The sequence below is a fragment of the Corallococcus sp. AB018 genome (genome assembly GCF_003986945.1).
Classification (GTDB): Bacteria; Myxococcota; Myxococcia; order Myxococcales; family Myxococcaceae; genus Corallococcus; species Corallococcus exiguus.
Genome location: NZ_RAWR01000348.1, coordinates 1 through 6,598, shown reverse-complemented (window position 1 = coordinate 6,598; position 6,598 = coordinate 1). Strand labels below are relative to the sequence as shown.

Annotated in this window: 6 protein-coding genes and 1 pseudogene; 2 read left to right on the top strand and 5 right to left on the bottom strand. The window is 66.9% G+C overall.

Going from position 1 to position 6,598, the window contains the following annotated elements; genetic code table 11:
* From D7Y11_RS44760 to D7Y11_RS40900, 4 genes are all read right to left on the bottom strand, one after another.
* Positions 1-209: hypothetical protein (locus D7Y11_RS44760; RefSeq protein ID WP_233607566.1), on the bottom strand; the 209-nt coding region annotated here is incomplete at its 3' end.
* Positions 210-926 carry a DotU family type IV/VI secretion system protein gene (locus tag D7Y11_RS40910; RefSeq protein ID WP_126936387.1) on the bottom strand — a complete coding sequence of 239 codons (717 nt, stop codon included), beginning with the start codon at positions 924-926 and terminating at the stop codon, positions 210-212.
* Between the two features lie 16 nt (positions 927-942).
* Positions 943-2,307 (bottom strand): type VI secretion system baseplate subunit TssK, encoded by a 1,365-nt coding sequence (tssK, locus tag D7Y11_RS40905; protein WP_126936386.1) that lies wholly within the window; start codon positions 2,305-2,307, stop codon positions 943-945.
* Complete coding sequence (locus tag D7Y11_RS40900; RefSeq protein WP_126936385.1) at positions 2,297-2,767, bottom strand: hypothetical protein; 471 nt, start codon at positions 2,765-2,767, stop codon at positions 2,297-2,299. Before D7Y11_RS40900 ends, tssK begins: the two co-directional genes overlap by 11 nt.
* Positions 2,768-3,059: 292 nt before the next feature.
* On the opposite strand from D7Y11_RS40900, the gene D7Y11_RS40895 reads away from it, so the two are divergent.
* Positions 3,060-3,842 (top strand): hypothetical protein, encoded by a 783-nt coding sequence (locus D7Y11_RS40895; RefSeq protein ID WP_158642056.1) that lies wholly within the window; start codon positions 3,060-3,062, stop codon positions 3,840-3,842.
* 342 nt (positions 3,843-4,184) lie between these two features.
* Positions 4,185-5,594, top strand: a pseudogene (locus D7Y11_RS40885) (IS3 family transposase).
* Positions 5,595-5,877: 283 nt separating this feature from the next.
* Here the strand turns inward: D7Y11_RS40885 and D7Y11_RS40880 are convergent.
* Positions 5,878-6,270, bottom strand: a complete 393-nt coding sequence (locus D7Y11_RS40880) for a hypothetical protein (protein WP_126936382.1) — start codon at positions 6,268-6,270, stop codon at positions 5,878-5,880.
* Positions 6,271-6,598: the final 328 nt, after the last annotated feature.

Below are 6,598 nucleotides of genomic sequence, written 5' to 3'. Positions count from 1 at the left end.
GGCGTGCGGCTCTGGATGAAGAGCCAGGCGGAGCAGGCGGCGGCGCGGCTCATGACGGCCGCCCCCACCCCGCTCCCACCGCGGACGCCCGCGCCCGTCGCCGAGCCCGCTCCGGAAGTCCCCACGACTCCCGAGGACACCGGGAAGCCGGCACCGGGCCTGCTGGAGCGGTGGTCGCGGCTCCTCGCGCCCAAGAAGGGCGGCGCCACCTACGCGGTGCCCCACTGCGTGCTGGTGGGCACGCCCGACGCGGCCAGCGCGCACGCCCAGGGCCGCAGGGACGCAAGGCGCCGCTCGTGCTTGCCGTCCAACGTGTGCGCGTAGGCCTGGGGCAGCAGCCGGTGGGCGGGTTCGCGCGAGCCCGGCTCCCGCCGGAAGACGAACGCGAAGAGCCGCCGCCGCACCTTGCGGAGCTGGGTGCTCACGTCCCTGTCCCGGAAGCGTCCCTGGAAGCCGAGCGACAGCACCAGCAGGTACACCGCGGCCATCTCCACCCGGGCCGCGTCTGCCTCCCGGAGCAGGACTTCGATGTCGGTGAAGAGCTGGTCCCCCGCGACGTGGGTGCCGAAGAGCTCCTCTTCCAGCAGGGCGCTGCTCCACGCGTCCCGCCCCGGCCAGGCGTGTTGGATCAGCACCTCGTCGGTGAAGGCGGCCAGGACGTAGCGGACCTCCTCCGGTCGGATCTCCTGGGCGTCCTCCTTCCCACGGGAGCGGTGGGAGCCCAGGCGCTCCAGCTTCTCCACCAGCGCCGTGCGAAGCCTCGCGAAGGTGTCGTCCTCGGGCGCGGGCTCGTCGTTGTCGGGGTCGGGCTCCGGGGCCTCCACGAGTGTCTGCTTGAGCCGCAGCAGCTCGCTGAGGAACTCCCGGGCCTGCTCGAGCAGGGGCGCGCGGTGCGGCTGGTACTCGGTGGGAAGGGAGGAGGACATGGCCTGGGCGGTGACGTCAGGAGGGCTTGGTGCGGGGACCGACGAAGAGGGTGAGCTGGGCGGGAGGCGCGAGCGGACGCGGGTGCTCGGGATCGCGCGGGTTCTCCACCGCCAGCGGTTGCCGGGACTCGAGCAGGCCGGGCTCGGGGGTGAGCGAGAACAGGAGCGTGCCGCGCGGCGCGAGCAGCCCCCGGCACTGGTTCACCTGCACGCGGGGCACGCCCACGCTGCGCTTCTCGCGCAGGCCCTTGAGCTGGGTTTCAGGGCCGATGCGCGCGCCGCGCATCCAGTCCAGCAACTGCCGCTCGGTCGTCCCCGGCGTGCCCTGGATGCCAATCACCCACTCGCGGTCCAGCCAGTCCGCTTCCACCTGCGTGGAGAAGCGGTCCTGCGATTGCCGCAGGGGGATGGCGGTGAAGAGGTCGGAGACGCCCTGATCGAGGCTCACGCGGATGAAGTCGATGACCGCGTCGAAGGCAGCACCTGGCGACGCGTGCTCATACCGTTCGAAGCGAGGAGGAATCCGGCTGTGGCCGATGGCGGCCAGATGCCCGGCGAGCGAACAGAGCCCGAGGTAGAGCGTGAAGGGATGGGGCTCGGTGGCGAGCAGCACCTCGAAGGCGGGGAGTCCCGCCACCAGGTGGTGGAGCAGCCGCTCGCGCTCGTGGACGAGGGCGCGCTCGGTGTCGGCGCTGGCGGTGCTGATGCTGTCGTCCAAACTGGCGGCGCGGCCGCGGAGGTCCTTCGCCAGCTGTGCGCACCTCATCCCAAGAAGCGTGCTCGCGTCCGTGGAGATGCGGGGGGCAACATCGCCGTTCGCCACGCGGAACTTGTTCTGGACGCACTCGATGGCGACCAGCGGCAGCCGGCTGTAGCCCGGGGTGGCCTCGTCGGCCTGGAGCAGGAGGCGGGGATGGAGCACGGTGAGGTGGGCATCCCCGTCGCCCGTGTGCTCATCGCGCACCTGGCCGGTGGGCTGGGCCTCGAAGCGGGCGTAGAGGCCGCTCGTCCCCGAGCGCTTGTCGGCGCTGACCGCCAGGAAGAGGGTCACCGGCTGCTGGCTGGCGCGCTCCCGGAGCGCGCCGAGGTCCAGCGTCAGGCCCGCGAACTTCCTCCCGGAGTTCGGCCCGGGCGTCGGGTAGCGCACCGTGAGGCCGTCCTCGAACACGGCCTCCAGCTCCTGGACGCGGAAGGAGCCCTCCGCGAGGGCCTGCGCATCGAAGGACAGCCGCCGCACGCCCCAGTGAAAAGGATTGAGCAGGCGCAGGTGGTAGCGGAGGGATTCCTCGTGGTGATGCGCCTGCTGCTGGAAGTGCTGCGGCATGAGCAGCATTCCGTCGGACCAGTGGATGGGGGGCGGAATCGTGTCGTCACGGTTCATGGCAGTCCCCCTGGAGTTCGGGCTGGGTCAGGCAGAGGTGGTTCGCGCGGACTTCCAGCTGGAGGGCCCGTGACGGATCGAACCGGTAGCGGTGCTCGCCCTCCGCGCTGTAGCCGACGAAGACGAGGCCGCCGGCGGTGTGGGCGGGGACGTAGCGCCGGAACTCCGGGAGCGACTGGTCGGGGACCAGCTCGTAGAACTCCTCGTGGACATCCGCGGCGTGGTCGCGCAGGAACTGCTCGCGCCCGACGAACCACTGCGACGCGCCGACGGCGAGCAGTTGCTCCAGCACGGTCTGGTCGTAGACGAGGAGCAGGGAGAGCGGGACGGGGCTGTTGTCATTGGCGTCCGGCCGCAGGCGGATCTGGACCTTCAGCCCGGTGCCAGACGAGACACAGCTCGTCAGGGAGAGGGCCAGGACGCAGATGGCCAGCGGCCGGCGCTGGAGCCGGCGGTTCATGAGGTCTGTCTTTTCTCAGGGGCCGGGGAGGTGAGTGCGGTCCCGGACACTTCCCGGCAGGAGCAAGGCGCGGGCCAGCGTCACCGCAGGGAAGAGGCACTCACGCGTCGGCAAGAAGTTGCCGGGGACGGGTTGCCAGGCAAGGTCCGTCGGCAAGAAGTTGCCGTGACCCGCGGCTCATCTCTCGTCTCTACCGCTGACTGGTCTCGGCATGCCCCGTGCTCATGCTGCCGCGGGGCCTCCGTGGTCAGAAACTGGTCGCCCAGCAGCCCATGCCCAATCGAGTCGAGCAATGATCACATTTCTTGATTTTCTCGCACAGTATATTCTTGCAGTTCTTTATACGTCCGACCACATTGATGTGAGTTTCAGCATCCCGATGCTCGCACAGGTAAAGTCGCAGAATAAAGAAAACAAGCGCCGCGTAGGAGTCCTCACGAAACAAGTCTCTACGGCTGTGAAGGGGTATCGCACCGGCGTCCCCAACTACACCCAGTCCATCCTCTATCGCGTTAACACGGGCCAAGCCTCAGAGGTGGACTACGACTGCATCGCAGTGGCACTGGCGGGAAACAACCTCTTGGTGTCGCGCAATTACAAGAAGCGGAAGATGCCAGGCGACCCTAAGAAGGTGAATGAGGAAATGATATATCAGTTCGGCGGGTGGAGTCCCACCCAGATTCGCGCGATAGTCCGGGGCCTGCAGACAGAGTTCTCTTGGAACGCCGCCGACATCGTGGACACGGTGATCAAACGTGTTGTGTTTCTCGAAGTCAAAAAGGATCCGACCACCGAAAGCGAGTCTGCCGCGCCTCATGCTGAGATGCAGCTCGTCAGCTATTGCCTGGAAACGGATCAGCTGGACAAGCTGAGCAGGAGTGGGGTCGGGGTATCAAAGGGGTGTTGCATCAGATGTGCGGAAATGCTGAACGTATTTGGGGTTCCGTTCAACTACGAGCGCTTCGGAAACGACGCCCCGAAGAATTGGGCCACACCAGACCAGATCGAGGTCTGCCGAGCGGCGCGGATCAGCGTAAACCTGCGTTTCAATTACACCGGTCAGACGTGGAGATAATTCCCTGTGTCAGAGAGATTGTCGCCTTCGTTGACGGGGGCACGATTCCCGCTTCCGAATGATTCCTGTTCTTGTAGGGTTGCGATCGTTGCGCACATGGACGGGCGTGACAGACCCCTCTGGAGATGCTGAACGGGGTCATGTGGTACCTGCTGCTCCCTGCTCCTCTTGCTTTCGAGTTGTGCCGCGTCACCCACGAGGATGGCGGCCCTGCGGGAGGCCATGACACAATCCGACGCAGATCGGATCGTCTGGGAGCTTTTGCGGCAAGCCCTCTCTGCCAACGTGAGTGAGACAGTCCGTACCGGTAGTTTAGTGTGCAGGGCGACCCAGGTAGGGACGATGAATCCGGTGGTGGAAGAAGCTCGGGTCCGGGAGACCGAGGTGGTGGAGAAGGCGAAGCGTCGTCGCTTCACGGCGGAGGACAAGCGACGCATCCTCGAGGAATCGGACCGCTGCACGAAGCCCGGTGAGGTAGGTGCGCTGCTGCGCCGCGAGGGGCTGTACTCCTCGCTCTTGTGCGTGTGGCGGCGCCAACGCGAGGCCGGAGGACTGGCGGCTCTGGCGCCCTCCAAGCGAGGTCCCCCGGCGAAGGTGGCCGAGCCAGGTGCCCGGAGAATCGCCGAGATGGAGAAGGCGTTGGCCCGCTCGCAAGCGCGGCTCAAGCGCGCCGAAGCCCTGCTGGACCTCCAAAAAAAGTATCGGAAGTCCTGGGAGTGGAACTGCCCAAGCAAGACGAGGAGCCCTGATGGATGCGGCACGCGAGGCCGTGGACGAGTTGGGCATCGCGCCGGTGTGCCAGGTGATGGGCCTGCCGCGAGCCACCTTCTACCGCGGACTGCGGCCGAAGCAGGGGCCGGCCCGGGAGCGCCGTCAGCCGCGGGCCTTGTCCCCCGAGCAGCGGGCCGAGGTACTCGCCGTGCTGCATGAGCCGAGATTCCAGGATGCAGCGCCCGCGGAGGTCTACGCGCAGCTGCTCGACGAGGGGCGCTATCTGTGCTCGGAGCGCACCCTGTACCGGGTGCTGGCCGAGAACCAGGAGGTGCGCGAGCGCAGAAACCAGCTGCGCCATCCCAACCACCCGGTCCCCAGGTGCACGCGACGAAGCCGAACGAGCTCTGGAGCTGGGACATCACGAAGCTGCACGGCCCGGCGAAGTGGACGTACTTCTACCTCTACGTCGTCATGGACGTCTTCAGCCGCTCCGTCGTCGGCTGGCTGGTGGCGCACCGCGAGTCGGCCGCGCTTGCCCAGAAGCTGCTGGCGCAAACCTGCGAGCGTCAGGGCATTCAACCCGGCCAGCTGACGATTCACGCCGACCGCGGCTCCTCCATGACCTCCAAGCCCGTGGCCCTGTTGATGGCGGAGCTCGGCGTGACGAAGACGCACTCCCGGCCCCACGTCTCCAACGACAACCCCTTCAGCGAGGCCCACTTCAAGACGCTGAAGTACCGGCCTGACTTCCCCCGCGTCTTCAGCTGCCTCCAGGATGCCCGCGGCTTCTGCGCCGACTTCTTCCGCTGGTACAACGAGGAGGACCACCACGCGGGGCTGGGGCTGCTCACCCCTCACGACGTCCACCACGGCCTGGCGGACGCGCGCCTTGAGGCCCGCGCTACCGTCCTCGCGGCGGCCTACGACGCCCATCCCGAGCGTTTTCCTCACGGCCCTCCGAAGCCCCAGGCCCTTCCGAATGCCGTATGGATCAACAACCCCGCGCAGCTCCCCAACTCACAGGCGGCTGCGCACTAATCTCTCAGTTTCACTGTCTCATTCACGTTGGCAGGTTCCGCAGACGCACCCAGGCCTCTGGCGGGACTTCCTTCACCATGTCGCCCGGCTCTACCTGTTAGAAACCTCGCCAGACGTGCGTGTTGGAGGCCACCGCCAGCACGTAGGGCTGGTGCAAGTCTTCGAGGAAGCGGCGCAGCGTGCTATCAGTCGGACTCGCTGTGCGAAAAGGACCCCACGATATGCGGCCCCGCGTGGCTGCTCTGGCCACGCAAGGCTTTCTCCCTTCGCGGTTGAGTGCTCGTTACGAGCACTGGCCCGGCAGCTTGGGCACGATCCGCCCGAACGGGGCCGTCAGCGACAGGTTGCCGGGGCCATCCAGGCTGACGGTGAGGCCTCCCATGCCCTCGTAGTAGTAGGTGAAGACCTGGCTCCGGTATGTGATGGCCACGGCCCAACTGCTGCACGGCCAGCCGCTGACGCTGTTGAGGTTGATCGCGCCGAGGCCCGGGACGAGGAACTGGAAGTCGCCGACCCAGCCCGTGGCGTTGGTGTACCCGTTGTTGACGTCATAGAGCGCGTAGACGGCGTGGCCTCCCGTGTTCGCGACCGACACGTTGTAATTCGCGTAGGCAGACGTGCTCAGCGCCATCACGGGGAGGGAGGCAAGGATGCCGAGGAGATTACTCTTCTTCATGGTGGGACCTTTCGGGGTTCGAGGAGCCTTGAATCGACTCGGAGTCCCCATGAGCACGCCTCATGCCAGCCCGCCCCGTGCCCCTCAAGGGACTCCCAGCCCCATCGAAGGGGCAGCAGGCCCGCCAACGAATGTGCCCAAGCGCACCGGCAAACTCTTGCATGCGCCGGCAACTTCTTGCCCGCGCCGACAACTTCTTGCGGGTGTGGCTCCCATCCTGATCACGCGGCGCGCCGCACCCGAGCGCGCCGTGGCGCGAGAATGAGAGTCATGGCGGCGTCCCAACGGTCCGAGAGCACCAGAGCGCGGAGGTCGAGGATGTGCTGGC

Excerpts from the sequence above, each read along its gene's own strand:
- D7Y11_RS40880 (WP_126936382.1), bottom strand. The coding sequence starts at position 6,270 with ATGAAGAAGAGTAATCTCCTCGGCATCCTTGCCTCCCTCCCCGTGATG.
- D7Y11_RS40900 (WP_126936385.1), bottom strand. The coding sequence starts at position 2,767 with ATGAACCGCCGGCTCCAGCGCCGGCCGCTGGCCATCTGCGTCCTGGCC.
- D7Y11_RS40895 (WP_158642056.1), top strand. The coding sequence starts at position 3,060 with ATGATCACATTTCTTGATTTTCTCGCACAGTATATTCTTGCAGTTCTT.
- tssK (WP_126936386.1), bottom strand. The coding sequence starts at position 2,307 with ATGAACCGTGACGACACGATTCCGCCCCCCATCCACTGGTCCGACGGA.
- D7Y11_RS40910 (WP_126936387.1), bottom strand. The coding sequence starts at position 926 with ATGTCCTCCTCCCTTCCCACCGAGTACCAGCCGCACCGCGCGCCCCTG.